Annotated in this window: 19 protein-coding genes; 13 read left to right on the top strand and 6 right to left on the bottom strand. The window is 69.1% G+C overall.

What is annotated here, in order from left to right:
* Positions 1-74: 74 nt before the first annotated feature.
* The gene (locus ACF8LI_RS09415; protein WP_016453190.1) at positions 75-1,034 is read right to left on the bottom strand and encodes a bifunctional hydroxymethylpyrimidine kinase/phosphomethylpyrimidine kinase; all 960 of its coding nucleotides are present in this window, start codon (positions 1,032-1,034) and stop codon (positions 75-77) included.
* Positions 1,035-1,149: 115 nt separating this feature from the next.
* Between ACF8LI_RS09415 and ACF8LI_RS09410 the strand changes: the two genes are divergently transcribed.
* The 6 genes from ACF8LI_RS09410 to ACF8LI_RS09385 are packed head-to-tail and all read left to right on the top strand — an operon-like array spanning position 1,150 to position 11,352.
* On the top strand, positions 1,150-1,302 hold the full coding sequence (locus tag ACF8LI_RS09410; RefSeq protein ID WP_017406135.1) for a rubredoxin: 153 nt from the start codon (positions 1,150-1,152) through the stop codon (positions 1,300-1,302).
* 47 nt (positions 1,303-1,349) lie between these two features.
* The gene (locus ACF8LI_RS09405) at positions 1,350-1,748 is read left to right on the top strand and encodes a PleD family two-component system response regulator (RefSeq protein ID WP_016447937.1); all 399 of its coding nucleotides are present in this window, start codon (positions 1,350-1,352) and stop codon (positions 1,746-1,748) included.
* Positions 1,748-2,113 (top strand): PleD family two-component system response regulator, encoded by a 366-nt coding sequence (locus tag ACF8LI_RS09400; RefSeq protein WP_016447936.1) that lies wholly within the window; start codon positions 1,748-1,750, stop codon positions 2,111-2,113. Before ACF8LI_RS09405 ends, ACF8LI_RS09400 begins: the two co-directional genes overlap by 1 nt.
* 15 nt (positions 2,114-2,128) lie before the next feature.
* The gene (locus tag ACF8LI_RS09395; RefSeq protein ID WP_016447935.1) at positions 2,129-2,656 is read left to right on the top strand and encodes a chemotaxis protein CheW; all 528 of its coding nucleotides are present in this window, start codon (positions 2,129-2,131) and stop codon (positions 2,654-2,656) included.
* An 18-nt stretch (positions 2,657-2,674) separates the two neighbouring features.
* Entirely contained in the window at positions 2,675-4,927 is a 2,253-nt protein-coding gene (locus ACF8LI_RS09390; RefSeq protein ID WP_016447934.1) for a methyl-accepting chemotaxis protein, read from the top strand.
* A 50-nt stretch (positions 4,928-4,977) separates the two neighbouring features.
* Positions 4,978-11,352, top strand: a complete 6,375-nt coding sequence (locus ACF8LI_RS09385; protein WP_392412452.1) for an Hpt domain-containing protein — start codon at positions 4,978-4,980, stop codon at positions 11,350-11,352.
* 89 nt (positions 11,353-11,441) lie between these two features.
* Here the strand turns inward: ACF8LI_RS09385 and ACF8LI_RS09380 are convergent, their stop codons facing one another.
* Positions 11,442-12,923, bottom strand: coding sequence for a cryptochrome/photolyase family protein (locus ACF8LI_RS09380; RefSeq protein WP_392412450.1), 1,482 nt, complete (start codon positions 12,921-12,923; stop codon positions 11,442-11,444).
* Positions 12,924-12,947: 24 nt separating this feature from the next.
* On the opposite strand from ACF8LI_RS09380, the gene ACF8LI_RS09375 reads away from it, so the two are divergent.
* The 7 genes from ACF8LI_RS09375 (at position 12,948) to ACF8LI_RS09345 (ending at position 18,265) form a co-directional block, all read left to right on the top strand.
* Complete coding sequence (locus ACF8LI_RS09375; RefSeq protein WP_012203507.1) at positions 12,948-13,547, top strand: YqgE/AlgH family protein; 600 nt, start codon at positions 12,948-12,950, stop codon at positions 13,545-13,547.
* The gene (gene ruvX / locus ACF8LI_RS09370; RefSeq protein ID WP_012203508.1) at positions 13,544-14,002 is read left to right on the top strand and encodes a Holliday junction resolvase RuvX; all 459 of its coding nucleotides are present in this window, start codon (positions 13,544-13,546) and stop codon (positions 14,000-14,002) included. Before ACF8LI_RS09375 ends, ruvX begins: the two co-directional genes overlap by 4 nt.
* Entirely contained in the window at positions 13,999-14,517 is a 519-nt protein-coding gene (gene pyrR / locus ACF8LI_RS09365; protein WP_392412448.1) for a bifunctional pyr operon transcriptional regulator/uracil phosphoribosyltransferase PyrR, read from the top strand. Before ruvX ends, pyrR begins: the two co-directional genes overlap by 4 nt.
* Before the next feature lie 2 nt (positions 14,518-14,519).
* Positions 14,520-15,482, top strand: coding sequence for an aspartate carbamoyltransferase catalytic subunit (locus ACF8LI_RS09360; RefSeq protein WP_012203510.1), 963 nt, complete (start codon positions 14,520-14,522; stop codon positions 15,480-15,482).
* A 244-nt stretch (positions 15,483-15,726) separates the two neighbouring features.
* Positions 15,727-17,022, top strand: coding sequence for a dihydroorotase (locus tag ACF8LI_RS09355; protein WP_016447929.1), 1,296 nt, complete (start codon positions 15,727-15,729; stop codon positions 17,020-17,022).
* 2 nt (positions 17,023-17,024) lie between these two features.
* Positions 17,025-17,774 carry a lysophospholipid acyltransferase family protein gene (locus ACF8LI_RS09350; protein WP_392412446.1) on the top strand — a complete coding sequence of 250 codons (750 nt, stop codon included), beginning with the start codon at positions 17,025-17,027 and terminating at the stop codon, positions 17,772-17,774.
* Positions 17,775-17,788: 14 nt separating this feature from the next.
* Positions 17,789-18,265 carry a GNAT family N-acetyltransferase gene (locus ACF8LI_RS09345; RefSeq protein WP_016447927.1) on the top strand — a complete coding sequence of 159 codons (477 nt, stop codon included), beginning with the start codon at positions 17,789-17,791 and terminating at the stop codon, positions 18,263-18,265.
* A 25-nt stretch (positions 18,266-18,290) separates the two neighbouring features.
* Here ACF8LI_RS09345 and ACF8LI_RS09340 read toward each other — a convergent pair whose 3' ends face one another.
* The 4 genes from ACF8LI_RS09340 to ACF8LI_RS09325 all read right to left on the bottom strand — a co-directional run bounded on the left by ACF8LI_RS09340 (position 18,291) and on the right by ACF8LI_RS09325 (position 21,934).
* Entirely contained in the window at positions 18,291-18,677 is a 387-nt protein-coding gene (locus ACF8LI_RS09340; protein ID WP_016447926.1) for a DUF1987 domain-containing protein, read from the bottom strand.
* Between the two features lie 35 nt (positions 18,678-18,712).
* Entirely contained in the window at positions 18,713-19,345 is a 633-nt protein-coding gene (locus tag ACF8LI_RS09335; RefSeq protein WP_392412444.1) for a DUF6272 family protein, read from the bottom strand.
* A complete protein-coding gene (locus ACF8LI_RS09330) occupies positions 19,342-20,739 on the bottom strand; it encodes a SpoIIE family protein phosphatase (protein WP_392412442.1) in 1,398 nt (465 codons plus the stop codon). The genes ACF8LI_RS09335 and ACF8LI_RS09330 overlap by 4 nt, the downstream gene beginning before the upstream one ends.
* A gap of 130 nt (positions 20,740-20,869) precedes the next feature.
* The gene (locus ACF8LI_RS09325; RefSeq protein WP_392412440.1) at positions 20,870-21,934 is read right to left on the bottom strand and encodes an ABC transporter ATP-binding protein; all 1,065 of its coding nucleotides are present in this window, start codon (positions 21,932-21,934) and stop codon (positions 20,870-20,872) included.
* Positions 21,935-22,040: the final 106 nt, after the last annotated feature.

The following is a 22,040-nucleotide window of genomic DNA, read 5'->3' as shown; positions in this document are numbered from 1 at the left end:
GTGCGGGGGACAAGCCAGAGGTGCCAAGCCAAGGGCCTGTGCCGGCCGCGCAGCCGCTCAGGCGGTGGCCTGCCTCAATGCTTGGTGTCATGAGGGGGCATCACGAAGCCTTCGATGGCCTGGGTGTCGGGGTCCAGTTCGGCGAGGGGCTCGGCGGCGGCCTCGGCATCTTCATCCTCGGGCTCGGGCTGGGCCCAGAACATGCGGTCCGGGATGTAGTGGCCCATGCCGGGGCGAAAGCCGCTGTCCAGGCTGCGGTCCAGGTACTCCAGCGCCTCCTGCGTGGCCAGCCCCAGGTCGTTGCCGCTGGCCACCAGGGCCGTCAGCGCGGCCGACAGGGTGTCGCCCGAGCCGGTGAAGGTGGCGTCGAACATCTCGTACTTGCTGTTGCCCAGCACCGACTGCGCCGTGGCCAGCACGTTGTCCACGAACTGGTCGGGCAGGGGAATGCCGGTGACCAGCACGTAGGGCACTTCCAGGGCCTCGGCCGCCATGGCGATGTCGCGCGCCGTGGGGCTGCGGCTGTTGGTCCAGTCGGGCAGCAGCCAGCGCGACAGCGTACTGTGGCTTCCAACCAACACAGACGTTTGCGGAAGAACAAGTTCCTTGAGGGCGTCCATGTACTGGTCGAGCGGGTCTTCCTCCCACCACGACAGGTCGGGCATGTAACAGACGATGGGGATGTCGGGGTAGTCGGAGGCGATCTCGGCAATCGCTGCCAGGTTGCCCGGGCTGCCCACGAAACCGACCTTGATGGCGGACACGGGAATGTCCTCCAGCACGGCGCGCGCCTGCTCGGCCACGGCCTCGTCGTCAAAGGGAAAATGCTCGAAGATCTTGGCCGAATCGCGTGCGTAGGCACCCGTGACCACGGGCAGCGGATGGCCGCCGACCGAGGCGATGGTGGCGATATCGGCCGACAGGCCGCCCGCCCCGCTGGGGTCGCTGGCGTTGAAGACCAGCACGCAGACGGGCGCGGTTTCGTCCATCGGCTCGGTGTCGGGACTGGGGGAGTTGGAGGGGTTCAATGCCATGGCTCAGCCCAGTGTGCGCCCCGCCAGCGAAGGCCGTGGCGGGTGGTTGTGACTAGATACAATCGTTGCATTCTATGTGAAGGCCCTTTAAGCTGTGACCGACCCCAAAACTTGGATGTGCTTGATCTGCGGGTGGATCTATGACGAGGCGCAAGGCTGCCCCGAGCATGGCATCGCACCCCAGACGCGTTGGGAAGACGTGCCCATGAACTGGACCTGTCCCGAGTGCGGAGCACGTAAAGAAGACTTTGAGATGGTCGAAATCTGAGCGCGGGACCACCCGCGCCGACTCATACATTTCCGGGAGGTTTCTCAGTGACGACATCGGGCGCACCCTTGCGCGTACTCGTGGTGGATGACAGCAATACCATCCGCCGCAGCGCAGAAATCTTCCTCAAGCAGGGCGGGCACGAAGTGCTCCTGGCCGACGACGGCTTCGACGCACTGTCCAAGGTCAACGACTACCAACCCCAGCTGATCTTCTGCGACATCCTCATGCCCAAGCTGGACGGCTACCAGACCTGCGCCATCATCAAGCGCAACGCGCGCTTTGCTGACACGCCTGTGGTCATGCTCTCGTCCAAGGACGGCGTATTCGACAAGGCGCGCGGGCGCATGGTGGGCTGCCAGGACTACCTCACGAAACCCTTCACCAAAGACCAGCTGCTGCAGGCCGTGGAGCAGTTCGGCAAGCAAACCATAGGAGCACTTTGATGCCCATCCGCAAAGTCCTGGTCGTGGACGACTCCAAGACCGAACTGATGTTTCTGTCCGACATGCTGCAAAAGCAGGGCCTGCAGGTACGCACGGCCGAGAATGGCGAAGAGGCCATGCGCAGCCTGGCCGAAGACCGTCCCGACCTGATCCTGATGGACGTGGTCATGCCCGGCCAGAACGGCTTTCAACTGACGCGTGCCATCACGCGCGACCCGCTGTACGCCGACCTGCCCATCATCATGTGCACCAGCAAGAACCAGGAGACCGACCGGGTCTGGGGCATGCGCCAGGGTGCGCGGGACTACATCACCAAGCCTGTGGATGCCGATGAGCTGCAGGCCAAGATCGCGGCGCTGAACTGATCTGGTGCGCTGCCCATGGCGAACCGTGAAGCACTGCGCGATCTGCAGTCCCGTCTGGCTGGCCGCCTTCAGGCCGCACGCAGCGAAGGCGTCAAGGTGGCGGCCTGGCTGGCCGTCCAGGCCGGCGGGCGCAACTACCTGATGCCGCTGGGCCAGTCCGGCGAGATCTTTCCCTGGGCCGGCGTGCAGCCTGTGCCCTATACAAAGCCCTGGTTCTTGGGCATTGCCAACCTGCGCGGCACCCTGGCCGGCGTGATCGACCTGGCCAGCCTGCTGGGCCACGGCGTGACACGCAGCGAACCGGCGCTGGCCGAGTCCAGCCTGCTGGCGTTCAATGCCGCGCTGGAAGTGAATGCGGCCCTGCTCGTGGACCGCCTGCAGGGCCTGCGCAGCGCCGACGCATTCGTGCGCACCGAGCCTGCGCCCGAGCACTCTCCCGCCTTTTTCGGCCCCGTGCATATCGATGAAGCGGGCCACCGCTGGCAGGAGCTGCAACTGCAGCGCCTGTCCCAAACCTCCGAGTTTCTGAGCATTCGCGCCTGAGTTTCTGAAGGTCGTCCCATGTCATTCTTGCAACGTCTTGCAAATCGCTTCCAACGCAAGCCGGCCGACGCCGGCTCCGGTGCGGACAACAGCATGCTCGGAGACACCGTCTCCCAGGATATGTACGCACTCGATGCGTCACTGACCGTGCAGGGCGCCCCCGACGCCATGCCGGGCCGCGACGGCGGCGCAGCCGTTGACCACGACATGGTGGCCCTGCCGCTGCTGGGCCGCGCGCCTGCCGCGCGCCACCAGCGCACGCTGTCCACCTTGCTGGGTGTGTCGGTGCTGGCCCTGGTGCTGGCGGCGGCCTGGGCCTTGCGCCAGGCCGACGGCTCGGCGCAGCAGCTGGCCGCCACCGGCCAGGCGCTGATGCAGTCGCAGCGTCTGGCCAAGTCGGTCTCGCAGGCGCTGACGGGCGCGGCATCCTCCTTTGTGGACGTGCAGGACAGCTCCGGCGTGCTGGCGCGCAACGTGCGCGCCATTGCCTCGGGCGACGACTCCATGGGCGTGCGCCCGCTGGGCGGCGCCTATGCCGATGAACTGGCCCAGATCACGCCGCTGATGGAGCGCGCCGAGCAAAGCGCCAAGGTGGTGATGGACCAAAAGCAGATCCTGACCCAGGTCGGCGACGCGCTGCGCACCATCAACCGGCAGTCCTCGGACCTGCTGGAGATCGCCGAAACCATCTCCTCGCTGAAGCTGCAGCAGGGCGCCAGCCCGGCGGAAATCTCCGCTGCCGGCCAGCTCGTGATGCTGACCCAGCGTATCGGCAAGTCGGCCAACGAATTCCAGACCGCCGAAGGCGTGAGCCCCGAGGCCGTGTTCCTGCTGGGCAAGGACTTGAACTCGTTCAAGGAAATCTCCGAAAGCCTGCTGAGCGGCAGCAGCGAGCTGCGCCTGCCCCCCACGCGCGACGCCCAGACCCGCGAGCAGATCGAGGCGCTGATCAAGCTCTACGAAGAGACCCGCAGCGAGGCCAGCGCCATTTTGGGCAACCTGCAGGGCCTGGTGTCCGCCCGCGAAGCCCAGACCGCCATCAACGCCGACAGCGAACCGCTGCGCCGCCATCTGGAAGACCTGCAGAACAAGCTGCAAAGCGGCGCCGGCATCGGCTCGCTGCCCATGGGCCTGCTGGCGCTGGCCACGGTGCTGGTGCTGCTGTGCGGCGTGGGCCTGTCCCGCGTGCAGCTGCTCGACAGCCGTCTGCGCCAGGAAGCGGCCGAACGCCGCCAGGAAGAGTCCCGCGTGCAGGAGCATGAAGCCAAGCGCATCAACGATGCCAACCAGGCCGCGATTTTGCGTCTGATGAACGAACTGCAATCGGTGGCCGAAGGCGATCTGACGCAGGAAGCCACCGTGACCGAGGACATCACCGGCGCCATTGCCGACTCGGTGAACTACACGGTGGAAGAGCTGCGCGCCCTGGTGGGCAGCGTGCAGAACACGGCAACGCGCGTGGCACAGACCACGGCCGAGGTGGATGCCAACTCCACCGAGCTGCTGGCCGCGTCGACCGAACAGCTTCGCGAGATCCGCGAAACCGGCCGCTCCGTGCTGGACATGGCAGGCCGCATCAACGAGGTCTCGACCCAGGCGCAGGAATCTGCCCAGGTGGCGCGCCAGTCGCTGGAAGCTGCGGACCTGGGCCTGAAGGCCGTGCAGAACGCCATCGGCGGCATGAACTCCATCCGCGACCAGATCCAGGAAACCTCCAAGCGCATCAAGCGGCTGGGCGAATCCTCGCAGGAGATCGGTGAAATCACCGAGCTGATTTCCGACATTACCGAGCAGACCAACGTGCTGGCGCTGAACGCCGCCATCCAGGCCGCATCGGCCGGTGAAGCCGGTCGCGGCTTCTCGGTGGTGGCCGAAGAAGTGCAGCGCCTGGCTGAGCGCTCGGCAGATGCGACGCGCCAGATCGCGGCGCTGGTGAAGGCGATTCAGACCGACACCCAGGATGCCGTGGCCGCCATGGAGCGCTCTACCCAGGGTGTGGTCGAGGGGGCGCGACTGTCCGACTCCGCAGGTACCGCGCTGACCGAGATCGATACCGTGTCGCGCCACCTGGCCGAGCTGATCGAGCTGATCTCCTCGTCCACCTCGCGCGAGGCCGTCCTGGCCAACGACGTGGCCGAGAACATCCAGCACATTTTCGCGGTGACGGAGCAGACGGGCGAAGGCACGCGCACCACGGCGCAGCAGGTGCGCGAACTCTCGCACATGGCCGAGGAACTGCGCCAGTCGGTGGCGCGTTTCAAGATTGCCTGACCCGGTCCAACATAGCTATGCACAGGCCCTAGGGGCTTGGGGAACTGTCCATGTCAGTGGTTGACGAATCGCAAACGGGCGCGGCGCAGGCCGCGCACACCGAACAGGACCTGGGCCCGCTGGCCTGGGTGCTCGATGAGCTGCGCAAGTCGCTGGAAGGCGCGAGCAAGGCCGTGGCGCGTTTCGTGCGCGATGCCGATGCGGCGCGCGCCTCGGACCTTGAGGAGCTTGACACCTCGGCCCTGCGCATAGCCCGCCAGCAGCTGCACCAGGCCTGCGGCGCCCTCGAAATGGTGGGCCTGGGCTCTCCGGCGCTGGTGCTGCGCGGCATGGAAAGCGCCGTGCAGCGCTTCGTGCAGCGCCCCGAGCTGTGCACCGACCAGGCCGCCGCCACGCTGGAGCGCGCCAGCTTTGCCCTGATCGAATACCTGGAAACCGTGCTGGCCGGCAAGACCGTCTCGGCCGTGGCCCTGTTTCCCCAATACCGCGACACCCAGGCGCTGGCCGGCAACGACAAGGTGCATCCGGCCGATCTGTGGCCTGCCGAGCGCCGCGCGCGCGAGCCCGAATGGGCGCGCCAGGCCGAGCCGCTGGCCTACGGGCCCGATGCCCGTGCCCTGCTCGACGGCGTGGTGCTGCGCATGGTCAAGAGCGATGACCGCGAGGCCGCCGCCCAGATGCGTGACCTGTGCCTGCGCTTTGCCGTGGCCCAGACCGAGGATGTCACCGCACGCAGCTTCTGGAAGGTGGCCGCTGGCTTCTTCGACGCGCAGTCGCGCGGCCTGATCGTTGTCGACCTCTATGTGAAACGCATGGCCTCGCGCGTGCTCATGCAGTACGCGGCCATGGCCAAGGGCGACCGCACGCCGCCTGCGCGCCTGCTGCAGGACCTGCTGTTCTTCTGCGCCCAGGCGCGCCCGGCCGAGCAGGCCGGCGCTGCCCTGCAGGCGGTGCGCCAGGCCTATGGCATGCAGGCCCAGCCGCAGGTGGACTACCAGCAGACCCGCTTTGGCCGCTACGACCCGGCCGTGTTGGTGCAGGCGCGCAAGCGCATCACCACGGCGGCGGAGACCTGGTCCGCCCTGGCAGGCGGCGACCGTGCGCGCACCAAGATCGTGGTGGACCAGTTCGCCCAGGTGGCCGAATCCCTGGTCAAGCTGCACCCGGCCAGCCATGGCCTGGCGCGCATGCTGATCAAGGTGGCCGAAACCGTGGCCCGCATCGGCGAGCCGCCGCCGGCGGAACTGGCCATGGAAGTGGCCACCTCCGTGCTCTATCTGCAGGCGGCCTTTGCCACCATGGACATGGGCGACGAGGAACTGGCCGAGCAATCCGCCAACCTGGTCCAGCGCCTGGAGGAATCCCTGCAGGGCGCGCCCGCGCGGCCGCTGGAGCCGTGGATGGAGGAGCTGTACCGCCAGGCCAGCGACCACCAGACCATGGGCTCGGTCGTGGGCGAATTGCGTGCCACGCTGGCCGAGGCCGAGCGGCACCTGGACCAGTATTTCCGCAACCCCGCCGATGCCACCGTGCTGGCGCCGGTGTCTGGCCAGATGGCGCAGATGCGCGGCGTGCTGTCCGTGCTGGGTCTGGACCAGGCCACCCAGGCCATGCAGCGCATGCGCGAAACCGTGGAGCGGCTGGTATTGGGCGAGATCGCCGAGTCAGAACGTGCCCAGGTCTTCGACAAGCTGGGCAACAGCCTGGGCGCCATGGGTTTCCTGATCGACATGCTGAGCTACCAGCGCAGCATGGCGCGCAAGCTCTTTGTCTATGACGAGGCCGAAGGCGGCCTGCGCATCCTGATGGGCCGCCGTGGCCACCGCGCCGACGACGCGGGCAAGGCGCCCGAGCAACTGCCGGCCCTGGACACCGCCGCCGTGCCGCCGCAGCGCGAAGCCGTTGCCGTGGCCCAGCCGCTGCCCGTGCCCCAGATCCAGCCCGCCGAGACTGCGCAGGACCTGCCTGCCGAACCCGCTGCGGCAGCACCGTCGGTGCCGGCGCCGCCGCCACCCTCCGTGGACCTTGTGCCCGAGCCCCTGCCGCAGGCGACTGCCGCCGGGCAGCAAGCGCTGGCCGACGATGCCGAACTGGCGCAATTCGCCAAGGCGCTCGAGATACCCGCCGAAGCGGCCCAAGCAGCTGACGTGGCTGAAGCGGCCGAACCGGTGCCCGGCCCTGCTGCCGCTTCCGCCACGGCTCAGCCCGAACCCCTGCCTGAACCCGTTCCCCCGCTGGCCGGTCTGACCGTCTCGGAAGATGATTCCGACGACGAAATCCTGAGCATCTTCCTGGAAGAGGCCCGCGAGGTCGTGGACAACGGCCTGCAGGCGCTGCGCACCCTGGCCGATGAGCCCGGCAACCTCAGCGAACAGACCACGCTGCGTCGCGCCTTCCATACGCTCAAGGGCAGCTCGCGCATGGTCGGCTTGGATGAATTCGGCGAAGCCGGCTGGGCCATGGAGCAAATGCTCAATGCCTGGCTGGCCGAGCAAAAGCCCATGCCCCAGCCCATGCAGGAGCTGGCCAGCGACGCGCTGCGCGCCTTTGGCGCCTGGGCTTCGGCCATTGAGCGCCAGCAGGCCGATGCCTGGCTGGCCACGCCCTTCCGCGCCGCAGCCGATGCCATGCGCCTGGAAGGCGTGCGCGCCGACGTGGCCCTGGTGCCGCGCGCCGACCGCCGCACGCAGGCCGAGCCTGCCGCGGTCGAGGCGCCGGTGGAGCCCTTCGCCGCAGTGGAGCAGCAGCTGCAGGCCGAGCAGCGGGAAGCCCCCGAGCCGGCCGTGCCCGCCGAGACCGCCGAGACCGCCGGGCCCGCCGGTGACCTGGACATTGCGCTGGACTTCGGTCTGCTGGACCTGGACCCCCAGCCTGCGGCGGCCGTGCCCGAACAGTCGCAGGGTTCAACGCAGCCGGAGACCGCCGAGGCACCCGCCGCGCTGGCCACCGACGCGGTGGAGGAGCTGGACTTCGCCGCCTTCGAGGCGGCCATGCGCGACAGCGAGCAGGAAGCCCTGGCCGTTGTCTCGGGCGACCAGCCCGCGCTGCCCGGCACAGAGACCGTGCCCGAGGCACATGCCGACGCGCTGCCCGAGCTGCAAGCAGAAGCAGGCGCAGAAGCTGTAGCCGAAGCCGAAGCCGAAGTTGAAGTTGAAGCCGAAGAGCAGGCTCCGCACGCCGCCGTGCCGCTGGCGCCTTTCGAGGGGCTGGATCTGGACCTGACTCCGGCAGCCGCACCTGCCGAGGCCATCGAAGCCGTAGAAGCTTCCGAGGCGGAAACCCCGCAGGAACTGCATACCGAATCCGTGGCCGATGAGGCGCCTGCGGTGGCTGAGGAGTCCGGCGCACAGGAGCCGTCCGGCGTCGATGCCGATGGCTTCAAGGTCGTGGACGGCCTGCGCATCAGCGCGCCGCTGTACAACGTCTATCTCAACGAGGCCGACGAATGGTCGCGCCGCCTGGACCTGTCGCTGCAGCAATGGGCGACCGAGCCCGGCGAGCCCGTGCCCGATGACGCCATCGCCTTCGCGCATTCGCTGGCCGGCAGCTCGGCCACCGTGGGCTTCAAGGCCTTGTCGGACCTGGCGCGCCTGCTGGAGCATGCGCTGGCCCATCTGCAGCCGCAGCGCTGCGGCACGCCTGAGCAGGTCGCCGCCTGCATTGCGGCCTCCGACGAGGTGCAGCGCCTGCTGCACCAGTTCGCGGCCGGCTTCCTCAAGACACCCCAGCCGGGCGTGGAAGAAGCCCTGCAGGCACTGCTGGCGCTGGATATCGAAGTCGCGGACGCTCCGGACAGCCGGCTCGATGCGCTGCTGCCGGAGCCGTTGCCGCAGCCTGGCACGGATGCCGTGCTCGACGCCGGCGCCCATGCGCAGGCCCAGGCACAGGACGTGGCGCCGCTGGCCTATTCCATGCGCCCCCTGGTCAACGACGCACGCCAGGAAGCCGAGCTGCAGCGCCGCATCGATGAGGCCATCGCCCATGCGGTGGCCGTGGGCAACGATCTGGACGACGACATCGACGCCCTGGACGAAGTGGACCCCGACCTGTTCCCCATCTTCGAGGAAGAGGCCATCGAGCTGCTGCCCCGCCTGGGCGCTGCGCTGCGTCGCTGGCATGGCCGGCCTTCCCTGGACGAGGCGCGCCACGAAACGCTGCGCGCCCTGCACACCCTCAAGGGCAGTGCCCGGCTGGCTGGCGCCATGCGCCTGGGCGAAATGGCCCATCGGCTGGAATCCGCCGTCGAGCGGGTCGACAGCGAATCTCCCACGGCCGAGCAGATCGAGCCCTTGCTGGGCAACTTCGACGCATTGCAGGCCGGCTTCGACGTGCTGCGCGTTGCGGGCGAACAGGTGCAGGATGGGCCGCTGGGCCTGGCCGATGGGCCGGACCAGGCCGAGCCTGCCGCCTCTGCGGTGTCTTCTGACGCCACGGCCTCCGACGCCTCGGGCGCTGGCGCATCCCCGGCGCCAGCCGACGCACAGCCGGCTCCTGTCACCGCGCCGCTGCGTGCGGGCGCCCACCAGACGGTGCGCGTGCGCGCCCAGTTGCTGGACCGCCTGATCAGCCAGGCCGGCGAGGTGCTGATTGCGCGCTCGCGTGTCGATGCGCGCCTGGCCCAGGCCCGTGGCTCGCTGGACGAGCTGGCCGGCAACCTGGAGCGCCTGCGCATGCAGCTGCGTGACATCGAGGTCCAGGCCGAGAGCCAGATGCAGTCGCGCCTGGCCCTGTCCAAGGACTCGGCGGCCGGCTTCGACCCGCTGGAGTTCGACCGCTTCACGCGGGTGCAGGAACTCACGCGCATGATGGCCGAGTCGGTCAACGACGTGGCCACCGTGCAGCGCAACCTGCAGCGCGACATGGCGGGCGCCGAGGACGACCTGGTCGCCCAGGGCCGCCAGGCGCGCGAGCTGCAGCGCGACCTGCTGCGCACGCGCATGGTGGAGTTCGACTCCCTGGCCGAGCGCCTGTATGCCGTGGTCCGCCAGACCTCCAAGGAAATGGGCAAGCAGGTGCGGCTGAACATCCTCGGCGGCACCATTGAAATGGACCGGGGCATGCTGGACCGCATGATGCCGGCCTTCGAGCACCTGCTGCGCAACTGCGTGGCCCACGGCATCGAGCCGCCCGAGCAGCGCACCGCTGCCGGCAAGCCGGCCATGGGCACCATCGAAATCATCCTGAGCCAGGAGCGCAACGACGTGGCGCTGTCGGTGGAGGACGATGGCGCCGGCCTGAACCTGCAGCGCATCCGCGACAAGGCCGTGGCCCAGGGCCTGTGGCCCGAGGACCAGACGCTGACGGAGCAGGACGCCGGCCGCCTGATCTTCGAGCCCGGCTTCACCACCGCCACCGAGGTGACCGGCGTGGCCGGCCGGGGCATCGGCATGGACGTGGTGCGCTCCGAGGTCAACGCGCTGGGCGGCCGCATCGAGACCCACAGCGAAGCGGGCCGGGGCAGTGCCTTCCGCCTCGTGCTGCCGCTGACCACGGCCGTCACCCAGGTGGTCATGCTGCGCGCGGGCCGGCTGCTGGTCGGCGTGCCGGCCAGCCTGGTGGAAATCGTGCGCCGTGCGCCCTTGGATCTGCTGCAGCAGGCCTATGCCAGCCACGGCTTTGAAGATGGCGGCGAGACCTTGCCCTTCTACTGGGCGGGCGCGCTGTGGCAGTCCTCCCTGCGCAGCGAGGAAACCGTGGGCCGCACCCGGCCCGTGGTCATCCTGCGCAGCGCGTCGCAGCGCATTGCGCTGCACGTTGACGAAGTGCTGGGCAACCAGGAAGTGGTGATCAAGAACCTCGGCCCCCAGCTGGCCCGCCTGCCCGGCCTGACCGGCATGTCGGTGCTGGCCTCGGGCGCCGTGGTCCAGATCTACAACCCTGTGGCGCTGGCCAACGTCTATGGCGACGAGGTGCGCGCCCGGACCGAAGAGGCCGAGCGTGCCGCCGGCCAGGGCGACGGCGAAGCCGTGCCAGCCAGCGCGGGACCGGTCTCGGTGCCGCTGGTGCTGGTGGTGGACGACTCCATCACCGTGCGCCGCGTCACCCAGCGCCTGCTGCAGCGCGAAGGCTACCGCGTGGCCCTGGCGGCCGACGGCCTGCAGGCCATGGAGCGCCTGGCCGAGGAGCGCCCGACCCTGGTGCTGTCCGACATCGAGATGCCGCGCATGGACGGCTTCGACCTGCTGCGCAACATCCGCGCCGACGAGGCCCTGCGCGACCTGCCCGTGGTCATGATCACCTCGCGCATCGCCCAGAAGCACCGCGAGATGGCGCGCCAGCTGGGCGCCAACCACTACCTGGGCAAGCCCTACTCGGACGAGGAACTGCTGGGCCTGATCCAGCACTATTCCCTGCAAGGGAACAGCACCCAGCCTGCGCCGCTGTCACTGCAGACGGAGACGCAGGTGCTGGGCGAAGAGGCCTGAGCCTCGGCGGCCAGCCCTCGCCCCGCAAAAAAGGAGCAGCCAGCGCTGCTCCTTTTTTCTTGGCTCCGGTGTCTTTGCACCGGCTTCCTTCAGCCCGCCTGCTTGACCACGCCATAGCGGGCCAGCGTGCGCTCGCGCGCGGCTGCGTGGTCCACCACGGGATGGGGGTAGTCCGTGCCCAGCACCACGCCGGCCTCGGCCAGCTCCAGCGGCCGGGCCTGCCAGGGCGCGTGGCGCAGCGCGGCGGGCAGGCGGGCCAGTTCGGGCACGTAGCGCTCGATGAAGCGCGCGTCGGCATCGAACTTCTGGCTTTGCGTGATGGGGTTGAAGATGCGGAACCAGGGCTGGGCGTCGCAGCCCGTGGAGGCCGCCCACTGCCAGCCGCCATTGTTGGCCGCCAAGTCGAAGTCGTTGAGCTGGCGCGCAAACCAGGCTTCGCCCCGGCGCCAGTCTATGCCCAGATCCTTGACCAGGAAGCTGGCCGCCACCATGCGCAGCCGGTTGTGCATGTAGCCCGTGGTGTTGAGCTGGCGCATGGCGGCATCGACCAGCGGATAGCCGGTGCGGCCCTCGCACCAGGCGGCGTACAGCGCATCGGCCTCGGGGCCGGTATCCCACACGATGGCGTCGTAGGCGGGCTTGAAGCTAGCGTGCACCACGTGCGGATGGTGGGCCAGGATCTGGAAATAGAAGTCGCGCCAGACCAGCTCCGACAGCCAGGTGGCGGCGCCCTCGGCATCATGGGGCTGGCTCTGCGTCTGCTCCCAGGCCAGCCTTGCCAGGCGGCGGATGGAGACCGTGCCGAAGCGCAGGTGCACGCTCAGGTAGCTGGGGCCCTTGACGGCGGGAAAGTCGCGCGCCTGCCTGTAGCGCGGCAGGCGCGGCAGGAAGTCGGCCAGCAGTTCCTCGGCGCCGGCGCAACCCGTGGGCAGGCGCAGGCCGTCCAGCGTGCCGGCTTCGAAGCCCAGGTCGGCTGCGGTGGGCACGGCGCGGCGCTCGCCTTCGGGGCGTGGCGCCAGGCGCTCGGGCAGGTCGCGCTCGCTGGGATAGGCGGACAGGAAGAAGGGCGTGACCTGGCGCAGCCAGGCGTTCTTGTACGGGGTGAACACCGAGAACGGCGCGCCGGCCTGGGTCAGCACCTCGTCGCGCGCAAAGACCATGTGGTCCTTGAAGCTGTGCAGGGCCACGCCCTCGGCGGCCAGGGCCTGGCGCACGCGGGCATCGCGGGCCAGGGCGTCGGGCTCGTCGTCCCAGTTGCAGAACACGGCCTGGGCGCCGAGCTGCCGGGCCAGGTCCGGGATCTGCTCAGCGGGCCGGCCGCGGCGCACGATGAGGCCGGTGTCGGCGTGGCCCGAGGCCTCGCGCAGCGCATCGTCCAGGCCCGCCAGGCTCTGGCAGATGAACTCCACGCGCCGGTCGGCACGGGGCAGGGGGGCGAGGATGTCGTCGTCGAAGATGAACACGCAATGCACCTGCCGGCACTGGCGCAGCGCATGGTAGAGGGCGGCATGGTCGGACAGGCGCAGGTCGCGCCGCAGCCAGACCAAGCCCACAGGGTAAGAAGGTGGCATGGATCGCCGGTAAAATCCGTCGTTATGTCTGCTGAAACTGCGCCTATCAATCTGACGCACCACTTCCTGATTGCCATGCCTGGCCTGGAAGACGAAGCGTTCTCGCGCAGTGTGATCTACCTGTGCGAACACAGCGAGCGCGGTGCGCTCGGTCTGATTATCAACAAGCCCTCGCAGCTTACGCTGGAAGGCCTGCTGGAAAAGGTGGATCTGGCCCTGGGTCGCGAGGACCTTCGCGGCAACCGCGTCTTCAACGGCGGACCCGTGCAGACCGATCGCGGCTTTGTGCTGCACGACCCCATGGTCATCGAAGGCGCGCCCGACGACGAGTCCGCCTACGCCTCGACCATGACCATCCCCGGCGGCCTGGAGATGACCACCTCCAAGGACGTGCTCGAAGCCCTGTCCGACGGCGCAGGCCCCAAGCGCCTGCTGGTCACCCTGGGCTATGCGTCCTGGGGCGAGGGACAGCTGGAGTCGGAGCTGGCCGAAAACGCCTGGCTCACGGTGGGCGCCGACGCCAACGTCATCTTCGACACCCCGGTCGACGACCGCTATGACCGCGCCCTGGGCCTGCTGGGCCTGCAGCGCTGGATGATCTCGCCCGAGGCGGGGCGCGCATGAGCCTGCCCGCTCCCGAGTCCCAGGCAGCAGCGGCAGCCGGCACGGCCGTGCCGCCCACCGTTCCCTCCCATTTCCAGAGTTTCGTGGCCTTCGATTTCGGGGCCAAGCGCACGGGCTGCGCCGTGGGCACGCGCATGCTGCGCTCGGCCAACCCGCTGCCCACCATCCGCGCCGAGGCCGGCGAGGCCCGCCTGGCCCAGGCCGGCGAGCGCATCAAGGAGTGGCAGCCCGATGCGCTGGTCATCGGCGTGCCCTACCACCCCGACGGCAATGCGCACGAGAACACGGCGCGGGCGAAGAAATTCGGCCGCCAGCTCAAGAGCCGCTTCGGCCTGCCTGTCTACGAGGTGGACGAGCGCTACAGCACCACCGAGGCCCTGGCCGGTGGCGCAAGGGATGCCGATGCGGCCTCGGCCTGCATCATTCTTGAACAGTTTTTGAGGAGTCTTCCATGAGTGAATCCATTGCGGGAGCCGGCAGCCTGGTGCTGGACGCCGAGGCCCTGTACCGCGAACTGCTGCGCGGCGTGCGCAGCCTCATGGGGCCTGAAACCCGCCTGGCCGGCATCACCTCGGGCGGCGCCTGGCTGGTGGAGCGGCTGCACAGGGACCTGAACCTGCCCGGCAACCCCAGCGTGCTGTCCTCGGCCCTGCACCGCGACGACTTCGCGCAGCGCGGCATGGCCACCAGCGCCCAGACGCAGATCGACTTTGACGTCAACGGCGCCGACATCCTGGTGCTGGACGACGTGCTCTACACCGGCCGCACCGTGCGCGCCGTGCTCAACGAACTCTATGACTACGGCCGCCCGGCCTGCGTGCGCCTGGCGGTGCTGGTGGACCGGGGCGGACGCGAGCTGCCCTTCCAGGCCGACTTTGCCGCGGCGCGCATCGCGCTGCCGGCCGACCGCCTGCTGTCGCTGGCGCGCGATGACGCCGGCGTCTTCCAATTCCGCATCCAAGAGGCCTGACCGTGCTGTACAAGCGCAATCCCCAGCTCAACAAGAACGGCGAACTGATCCACCTGCTGTCCACCGAAGGACTGTCCAAGGACATCCTCACCCACATCCTGGACACGGCGGCCAACTTCGTCAGCGTCAATGACCGCGAGGTCAAGAAGGTGCCGCTGCTGCGCGGCAAGAGCGTGTTCAACCTGTTCTTCGAGAACAGCACGCGCACGCGCACCACGTTCGAGATCGCGGCCAAGCGCCTGTCGGCCGACGTGTTCAACCTGGACATCGCGCGCAGCTCGGCCAGCAAGGGCGAGTCGCTGCTGGACACCATCGCCAACCTCTCGGCCATGGCCGCCGACATCTTCGTCGTGCGCCACAGCGAGTCGGGTGCGCCCTACCTCATCGCCCAGCATGTGGCGCCCCATGTCCACGTGGTCAATGCCGGCGACGGCCGCCACGCCCACCCCACGCAGGGGCTGCTGGACATGTACACCATCCGCCACTACAAGAAGGACTTCGCCAACCTGCGCGTGGCCATCGTGGGCGATGTGCTGCACTCGCGCGTGGCCCGTTCCGACATCCATGCGCTGACCACGCTGGGCGCGGCCGAAGTGCGCGTCGTCGGCCCGCGCACGCTGGTGCCGCCGGACCTGGCGCAGATGGGCGTGCGCGTCTTCCACACGCTGGAAGAGGGCATCCGGGACTGCGACGTGATCATCATGCTGCGCCTGCAGAACGAGCGCATGAGCGGCGCCCTGCTGCCGTCCAGCCAGGAATACTTCAAGAGCTTCGGCCTCACGGCCGAGAAGCTGCGCCTGGCCAAGCCGGACGCCATCGTCATGCACCCGGGACCCATCAACCGCGGCGTGGAGATCGACTCCGAAGTGGTCGATGGCCCGCAGGCCGTGATCCTGTCGCAGGTGTCCTTCGGCATCGCGGTCCGCATGGCCGTCATGTCCATCGTCGCCGGCAACGAGGCTTGAAATGAAGCACCCCCTGAGCGACTGCGTCGCTTCCCCCTCTCTCGCTACGCGGGAGGGGGGCGTACGGGCAGCCGGCGACGCCCTCGCTGCAGGGCGGCCTTTGCTCGGCGTCCCTGAGATGGGCCATGCTTTTTCCATGCCCGGTGTCCTGGACTGAGTCCAGGCGCTTTTTGTGAATGCAAATGTTTTTGATCGCCGCAGGCCGCAGCCCATGCGCCGCCTGCGGTCTACGGGGTAGCAAACCATGAAGATACTCATCCGCAACGGCCGAGTGATGGACCCGGCACGGGGCCTGGACCAGCAGGCCGACGTGGCCATCGACGGCGGCAAGGTGCTGGCCATCGGCAAGGCGCCCGAGGGATTTGCCGCAGAACGCGAGATCGATGCTGCCGGCTGCTGGGTGCTGCCGGGCCTGGTCGATCTGGCCGTGCGCCTGCGCGAGCCCGGCCACGAGCACGAAGGCATGCTGCAGTCCGAGATGGCCGCCTCGGTGGCCGGTGGCGTGACCAGCCTGGTCTGCCCGCCTGATACCGATCCCGTGCTCGACGAGCAGGGCCTGGTGGAGATGCTCAAGTTCCGCGCCGAGAAGCTGCACCAGTCGCGCCTGTTCCCGCTGGGCGCGCTGACGCTGGGCCTCAAGGGCGAGGTGCTGACCGAGATGGCCGAGCTGACCGAGTCCGGCTGCATCGGCTTCGGCCAGGCCGAGGTGCCCATGACCAGCACCCAGACCCTGCAGCGCGCCCTGGCGTATGCGGCCACCTACGGCTACACCGTGTGGCTGCGCCCGCAGGAGCTGTACCTGGGCAAGGGCGTGGCTGCCAGCGGCCCGCTGGCCACGCGCATGGGCCTGTCCGGCGTGCCCGTGGCGGCCGAGACGATTGCCCTGCACACCATCTTCGAGCTGATGCGCGGCACCCAGGCGCGCGTGCACCTGTGCCGCCTGTCCAGCGCCGCAGGCGTGGAACTGGTGCGCCGTGCCAAGGCCGAAGGCCTGCAGGTCACGGCCGACGTGTCCATCAACTCGCTGCACCTGACCGATACCGACATCGGCTACTTCGACAGCAGCGCCCGCGTCACGCCGCCGCTGCGCCAGCAGCGCGACCGCGATGCGCTGTCTGCCGCGCTGGCCGATGGCACCATCGACGCCCTGGTCTCCGACCACACGCCCGTCGATGAGGATGCCAAGGTCCTGCCCTTTGCCGAGGCCGAGCCCGGCGCCACGGGCGTGGAGCTGCTGCTGTCGCTGGCCGTCAAGTGGTCGCAGGACGGTGGCGTGCCTTTGAACCGTGCCCTGGCCGCCATCACGGCATCGCCCGTGCAGGTGCTGGGCTCGTCTCTGGGCGAGCTGCAGGGACAGCTGGGCCGGCTGGCCGAGGGCGGCGTGGCCGACCTGTGCATCGTCGATCCGCAGGCGGCCTGGACGGTCAAGCCCCAGGAGCTGGCCAGCCAGGGCAAGAGCACGCCCTTCGGCGGCTACGAACTGCCGGCCCGCGTGCGCTGCACGCTGGTCGACGGCCATATCGCTTACGAACGCCGCTGAACATGAGCCGTCTGCGCAGGGGAGGGCGCGCCACGCTGCGCGCAGCGCGCCTGTTCGGCCATGTGTGCAAGGGGCTGTGGATCGTGGCCCTGCGCTTTCCGCAGCTGCCCGAGGAGCGCCAGCACGCCCATGTGCAGGCCTGGGCCCTGCAGTTGCTGGCCCATGCGGGCGTGCGCCTGGATATCCAGGGCGAGCCGCCGAGCCAGGGCCCCATGCTCATGGTCAGCAACCATATTTCCTGGCTCGACATTCCCGTGCTGCATGCGGCGCGGCATTGCCGCTTCATCTCCAAGTCCGACGTCAAGGGCTGGCCGCTGATCGGCACGCTGGCCACGGCGGCGGGCACGCTGTACATCGAGCGCACCTCGCGCCGCGATGCCCGGCGCATGGTGCAGAGCATGGAGGAATCCCTGCAGCGCCGCGAGATCCTGGCCATCTTCCCCGAAGGTACGACGGGCGACGGCCGCAAGCTGCTGCCCTTCCATGCCAATTTGCTGCAGGCGGCCGTGCAGATCGGTGCGCCCGTGCTGCCCGTGGGCCTGCGCTTCATCGACGGCGCCACCGGGCAGATCAGCCACGCGCCCAGCTACGAGGGCGATGAAACCCTGCTGGGCTCCATCTGGCGCACGCTGTGTGCCGACGACCTGGTCGCCGCCGTCCACTATGGCCAGCCGCAGACGGCCGATGGCCGCGACCGCCGCGTCTGGGCCCAGGACCTGCATGCCGAGGTGGACCGGCTGCGCCAGGCCTGAACCTTGCCAGCGACATGACAGACACCTTCTCGCTTCGGCCCTCGCGGCCTGATGACCTTCCCGCCCTGAACGCCGTGCTCTGGGCCACCTACGACAGCACCTGGAAGCCGCAACTGACGGCGGACAAGGATGCGCGGTTCCGCGCCTCGGGCCGCACCGCGCAGTACGTGCAGTCGCGCGGCCACCTGTTCTGGGTGGCCGAGTGCGATGGCGTGGTGGCAGGCTTCGTGGACCGCGTGGATGACTTCATCGGCGCCCTGCATGTGCTGCCGGCCTGGCAGGGGCGCGGCGTGGGCCGTGCGCTGCTGGCCCACGCGGAACAGGCCATGCGCGCCGACGGCCACGCCCAGGTGCGGCTGGAGACCGACAGCTTCAACACCCAGGCCCTGGGCTTTTACACGGCGCAGGGATATGCCACGCTGGACACCTATCCCGACGAGGAATGGGACTGCGGCCTGACCACGGTGCTCATGGGCAAGCCGCTGGCCTGAAGGCCAGGGCGGAGCAGGCCTGCCCTCAGTTGCTGTAGGGCTGTCGCTCCAGCACCAGGTTGGCGAAGTCCTCCACCAGGTCGGCGCCCAGTTCCTCGATGGCGTCGTCCTCCTCGTCAAAGGCCCAGACCACGCGGATGTCCGTGCCCTTTTGCCCGGCCTGGTCCAGCAGCGCGAACAACGAGCGCAGGCCCATGGTGGAGGCGCTGTTGATGTACTGCAGCTTCATCTCGGCCACGAAGCGAGGAGGCTGGCTGGCCTCGAAATACCGGCCCAGCATGGACAGGATGGGGTTGAAGAAGGGCAGGGGGTTTTCGGGATAGCACTCGCCTTCGATGCGCAGAAGCTGCTCGGCCGGCGAGAAGACCACTTCGGGCGTGACGGAGGTGCGTTCGGATTTCAATGCTTGCATGGCGGCAGGTCGGTTCGTTGAAGGACGCCCGGCGTTCAGATCAGCGCCTTGACGTGGAATACGGCATGGGGCGCGGTCTCGGCGGCGTCCTCTCCCGTGGCGATGTGGTACTGCAGCGGTGCCGAGGCATCGCGCGCAATGGTCAGCCAGCCCAGGCCCGCGCCCCGGCTGATGTCGTCGCTGGTGCCGTGGTCCGTGTTGTGCAGCTGGGCCTTGTAGGCGGCCTTGATCTCGGCCAGGCTCATGGCGCGCACGGCATCCAGCTTGGCGGCCAGGCGCGGCACATGCTCGCTGCGCACGGCATTGCTGCAGGCGATCCAGAAGCGGGCCGGCGCCGGCTCGGCGCCCGCCTCCTGGGCGCAGGCCAGCGCATCGATGCGGCCCACGCCGATGGCGCCCTGTGGCACGGGCGCGCTGAGCGCCTGGCGGGGGCCGGTGTCGGCCGCAGGCAGGGGCGCTGCGTAGTGCAGCACGTTCTGCGCCATCTCGATGAAGGTGGAAAACAGCTTGCGCTTGGCGCTGCTCGATCCGTCCTCGCTGGCCAGGCGGCTCTTGAGCGTGTCGGCCGCCGCCTGGATCACATTGGGGTTGAAGGTGCCCGCGTAGTACAGCAGCAGGCCGTTGTGCTCGGCCTGGGCGCGCAGCTGAGCGAATTCGGCCGGGCTCATGGCTGGCCTTGCACGCAGGTGGCGGGCTGCAGGGCCTGGTTGCGCCAGACCAGCAGAGACACATCGTCGCGCCGGCGCTGCGTGCCCTGCCACTGGGCGAAGGCCTGCCGGAACTCGGCGCAGGCCTGGGCGGCGGGGCGGTCCTGCTGCTCGTGCAGGAAGCGCGCCAGGCGCTTTCTGCCGTGGGCGATCTGGCGCGGGCCGCCCAATTGGTCGATGACGCCATCGGTGGCCACCATCAGCAGCGAGCCGGGCGCGACCTCCAGCTCCTGCGTGCTCCAGGCCGCGTCGTCGGGCGTGGTCGCATAGCCTATGCCCAGCTTGTCGCCGGCATGGATCTGCACCTGGGCCGCCTCCTGCACGCCGGGCGGCGCCACCAGCAGGTCCAGCCGGGCCGATGCAAAGCGCAGTTGCGTGCCGCAGGGCGACTGCAGGAACAGCGCGGCGTCCAGGCCATCGCTGGAGGTCTTCTCCGCCGGCAGGCCGTCGGCGGGGGCCGCTGGTGCGCCCCAGGCCGGCTGGGCGTCGCGGGTGCGCTGCTGCAGCACGCGCTTGATGTAGCGGTTCATCTGGCCCAGCAGGGCGCCGGGGTCGATGGCGGTGCCGGTGCCGGTTCCAGTGCCGATACCTGCAGGCGCCACGGCCTGTTCGAGGAAGGACAGGGCAATCAGCGTCATGAAGGCGCCCGGCACGCCGTGGCCCGTGCAGTCGAACATGCAGCCCAGCAGGCCCTGCGGTGTGGCACGGAAGAAATACGCATCGCCGCCCACCACGTCGCGCGGCTCCCACAGCAGGCCGTGGTCGGCCAGCTGGCTGGCCAGCACGCGGTCGGATTCGACCAGGTGCGAGCGCTGGATCAGGCTGGCGTAGTCGATGCTGGCCATGAGCTGGCGCGTCTTGTCGGCCTCGATGTCTGACATGGCGGCCATCAGCGCGTGGCCCGTGCCTATGCCTGCGTAGCGGCCTTCCTCGACGGTGATGAAGCCGTCCTTGAGCACGCGGCTGCCGCTGGCCAGCGCCTGCTGCACCAGCTGGTCGATGGGCAGGCCGGCCGCCACCACCATGGGCGCGGTGTCGGTGAATACCAGGCAGCTGCGGCGGCCGAACACGTCGCGCGCAAAGGGCCGCGCGTACTGCTCCATGAAGCGCTGGCGGTTGATCAGGCCCAGCGGCCGGTCGTCGGCCACCACGGCCAGGGTTTCGAGCAGGGGCTGCTCGCTGAACAGCCGGTGCACGTCCTCGTTGCTGGTGTCGGGGGGAATCGGCGCCGTGGGCTGGCTGAGCTGGCCTGCGCGGGCCAGCAGGCGTGGCGCGGCGGGCGCAGGGGCAAGCGCCGGAACCGGTGTCGGAGCAGATGCAGCGTGCTGCGTGGAGGAGGGGTCCAGAGCAAACATGGGTGGCCTTGAATTGTCACAAGATGTGACAGATTCTGGGTTTCACCCATGACCGTCGGATGACAAAGGCCTGGACGGCGCGGCGGCGGCCGCCTGCTCAGGCCGCTGCGGTCTGCGCAGTGCCCTGTCTCTAGCGCGGGAAGGCGACCACGTGATTCATGTCCAGCCGTATGCCCACCCACTCGCCCACCGCATGGTCGTGGTGGCTGGGCACATGGGCCAGCACGCTGTGGCCGCTGGCCAGCTCCAGCGTGTAGAGGAACTCCGAGCCGCGAAACGCCTTGCGCAGGATGCGCGCCTGCACGGGCGAGGCATCGTCGTGCACCACATCGTCGGCGCGCAGCAGCACATCGCACTCGCCGTCCGCAAACTGCGCAGGCAGCGGGCAGGTGGCCGGATCGACCAGATCGCCCAGCGCCGTGCGCGCCACCACGCCGCCGGCACCGCTGGGCGCCAGCGTGGCCGGCACGAAGACGCCGTGGCCGATGAAGTCCGCCACGAAGCGCGTGGCTGGCCGGTGGTACAGCGAATAGGCGTCGTCCCACTGCTGCAGCTGCCCCTGGTGGACCACGCCGATCATGTCGCCGATGGCAAACGCCTCCAACTGGTCGTGCGTGACGAACAGGGCCGTGGCGCCTGCGGCCTTGAGGATGCCGCGCACCTCATGCGCCAGGCGCTCGCGCAGGTCCACGTCGAGGTTGGAAAACGGCTCGTCCAGCAGCATCAGCTGCGGGCTGGGCGCCAGCGCGCGGGCCAGCGCCACGCGCTGCTGCTGGCCGCCTGACAGCTCGTGCGGAAACCTTCCTGCACTGCCGGCCAGGCCCACCAGCTCCAGCACCTCGGCCACGCGCTCGGCCTGGCGCGCCTTGGGCAGATGGTGGATGCCGAAGGCCACGTTGCGGCCCACGTTCAGATGGGGGAACAGCGCATAGTCCTGGAACACCATGCCTATGCGCCGCTGCTCGGGAGGGAGCGAGAAATCCGCGCTGCCCACGAGCTGGCCGTCGATGCGGATCTCGCCGCCGCTCACGGGCTCCAGGCCCGCCACGGCACGCAGCAGCGTGGTCTTGCCGCAGCCCGAGGGGCCGATGAGCACGCCGATGTCGCCAGCGGCCAGATTCAGCGTGACGCCCTGCACGGCAGGCCTGTCGCGGCCCGGGTAGCGCACCTCGAGTTGGGAGACGGTCAAAAACATGCGGCGATTGTAGAACCGCGCAAATGAATAGAATTCGCATTTGCATTGGCGGGCCAGGGGCATGCCCGGAGCCCGCCGACTCCAGCAGCCCGCAGGCACGTCCGGT

This window comes from Delftia sp. WSY_12, assembly GCF_043104645.1.
In the GTDB taxonomy this organism is placed as follows: domain Bacteria; phylum Pseudomonadota; class Gammaproteobacteria; order Burkholderiales; family Burkholderiaceae_C; genus Comamonas; species Comamonas tsuruhatensis.
This window is presented reverse-complemented; position numbering and strand designations above follow the sequence as displayed.

Bases quoted from the DNA above. Each gene is read 5' to 3' on its own strand.
- ACF8LI_RS09415 (WP_016453190.1), bottom strand. From the start codon at position 1,034: ATGGCATTGAACCCCTCCAACTCCCCCAGTCCCGACACCGAGCCGATG.
- ACF8LI_RS09410 (WP_017406135.1), top strand. From the start codon at position 1,150: ATGTGCTTGATCTGCGGGTGGATCTATGACGAGGCGCAAGGCTGCCCC.
- ACF8LI_RS09400 (WP_016447936.1), top strand. From the start codon at position 1,748: ATGCCCATCCGCAAAGTCCTGGTCGTGGACGACTCCAAGACCGAACTG.
- ACF8LI_RS09395 (WP_016447935.1), top strand. From the start codon at position 2,129: ATGGCGAACCGTGAAGCACTGCGCGATCTGCAGTCCCGTCTGGCTGGC.
- ACF8LI_RS09390 (WP_016447934.1), top strand. From the start codon at position 2,675: ATGTCATTCTTGCAACGTCTTGCAAATCGCTTCCAACGCAAGCCGGCC.
- ACF8LI_RS09385 (WP_392412452.1), top strand. From the start codon at position 4,978: ATGTCAGTGGTTGACGAATCGCAAACGGGCGCGGCGCAGGCCGCGCAC.
- ACF8LI_RS09380 (WP_392412450.1), bottom strand. From the start codon at position 12,923: ATGCCACCTTCTTACCCTGTGGGCTTGGTCTGGCTGCGGCGCGACCTG.
- ACF8LI_RS09375 (WP_012203507.1), top strand. From the start codon at position 12,948: ATGTCTGCTGAAACTGCGCCTATCAATCTGACGCACCACTTCCTGATT.
- ruvX (WP_012203508.1), top strand. From the start codon at position 13,544: ATGAGCCTGCCCGCTCCCGAGTCCCAGGCAGCAGCGGCAGCCGGCACG.
- pyrR (WP_392412448.1), top strand. From the start codon at position 13,999: ATGAGTGAATCCATTGCGGGAGCCGGCAGCCTGGTGCTGGACGCCGAG.
- ACF8LI_RS09355 (WP_016447929.1), top strand. From the start codon at position 15,727: ATGAAGATACTCATCCGCAACGGCCGAGTGATGGACCCGGCACGGGGC.
- ACF8LI_RS09350 (WP_392412446.1), top strand. From the start codon at position 17,025: ATGAGCCGTCTGCGCAGGGGAGGGCGCGCCACGCTGCGCGCAGCGCGC.
- ACF8LI_RS09345 (WP_016447927.1), top strand. From the start codon at position 17,789: ATGACAGACACCTTCTCGCTTCGGCCCTCGCGGCCTGATGACCTTCCC.
- ACF8LI_RS09340 (WP_016447926.1), bottom strand. From the start codon at position 18,677: ATGCAAGCATTGAAATCCGAACGCACCTCCGTCACGCCCGAAGTGGTC.
- ACF8LI_RS09335 (WP_392412444.1), bottom strand. From the start codon at position 19,345: ATGAGCCCGGCCGAATTCGCTCAGCTGCGCGCCCAGGCCGAGCACAAC.
- ACF8LI_RS09330 (WP_392412442.1), bottom strand. From the start codon at position 20,739: ATGTTTGCTCTGGACCCCTCCTCCACGCAGCACGCTGCATCTGCTCCG.
- ACF8LI_RS09325 (WP_392412440.1), bottom strand. From the start codon at position 21,934: ATGTTTTTGACCGTCTCCCAACTCGAGGTGCGCTACCCGGGCCGCGAC.